The sequence below is a fragment of the Ralstonia sp. TCR112 genome, from assembly GCF_007997035.1.
GTDB classification, from domain to species: domain Bacteria; phylum Pseudomonadota; class Gammaproteobacteria; order Burkholderiales; family Burkholderiaceae; genus Ralstonia; species Ralstonia edaphi.
The window spans coordinates 1-741 of the sequence record NZ_VOSS01000213.1; the positions used below are offsets into that span (position 1 = coordinate 1).

Sequence of the window (741 nt, forward strand, 5' to 3'; positions counted from 1 at the left end):
CGCCGGCCCAATCCGGTTCGGCGATGTGCAGGTAGGCGATGCCGCGCTTGGTCAGCTCGCGCGCAAGGTACAGCGCGCTTTCTTCAGCTTGTTCATCGGCAATGTCGTGCGCGACGAAGTGCGGCGAGAGGCGAATGCCGACGCGGTCTGCACCGATCTCTGCGATGGCGGTGTCGACGACTTCGAGAATCAGTCGGGCGCGGTTTTCCAGGGAGCCGCCGTACTGGTCGGTGCGCTGGTTGCTGTTGGTCGACAGGAATTGGTGCAGCAGGTAACCGTTGGCGGCGTGGATTTCAACGAAATCGAAACCGGCGCGGCGTGCACGCAGCACGGCCTGGCGGTATTGCGCAATCACACCGGGGATTTCTTCCGTGGCCAGGGCACGCGGCTCGCTGGTCGGCACATTGGCGGGGGTGCCGTCGGGCTGCACGACAAAGCTCTGTGCGCCCTTGGCGACGATGGCCGACGGCGCGACGGGAGCCTGGCCGTTTTCCTGCAGCAGCGTGTTGGAGATGCGGCCCACATGCCACAGTTGTTGCGAGATGCGGCCGCCCTTGGCATGCACAGCATCCACCACCGCCTTCCAGCCGGCTTCCTGTGCGTCGGTGTACATGCCCGGGGTCCAGGCGTAGCCCTGACCCTGGCGGGAAATTTGCGTGGCCTCCGTGACGATCAGGCCAGCGGTTGCGCGCTGGGCGTAGTAAGTCACGTTCAGTTCGGTCGGCACGTCACCCGGCTGGC

Annotated in this window: 1 protein-coding gene; it reads right to left on the reverse strand. The window is 65.5% G+C overall.

Annotated elements, in window-relative coordinates:
• Positions 1-741: alkene reductase (locus FUT88_RS25400; RefSeq protein ID WP_147219325.1), on the reverse strand; the 741-nt coding region annotated here is incomplete at both ends.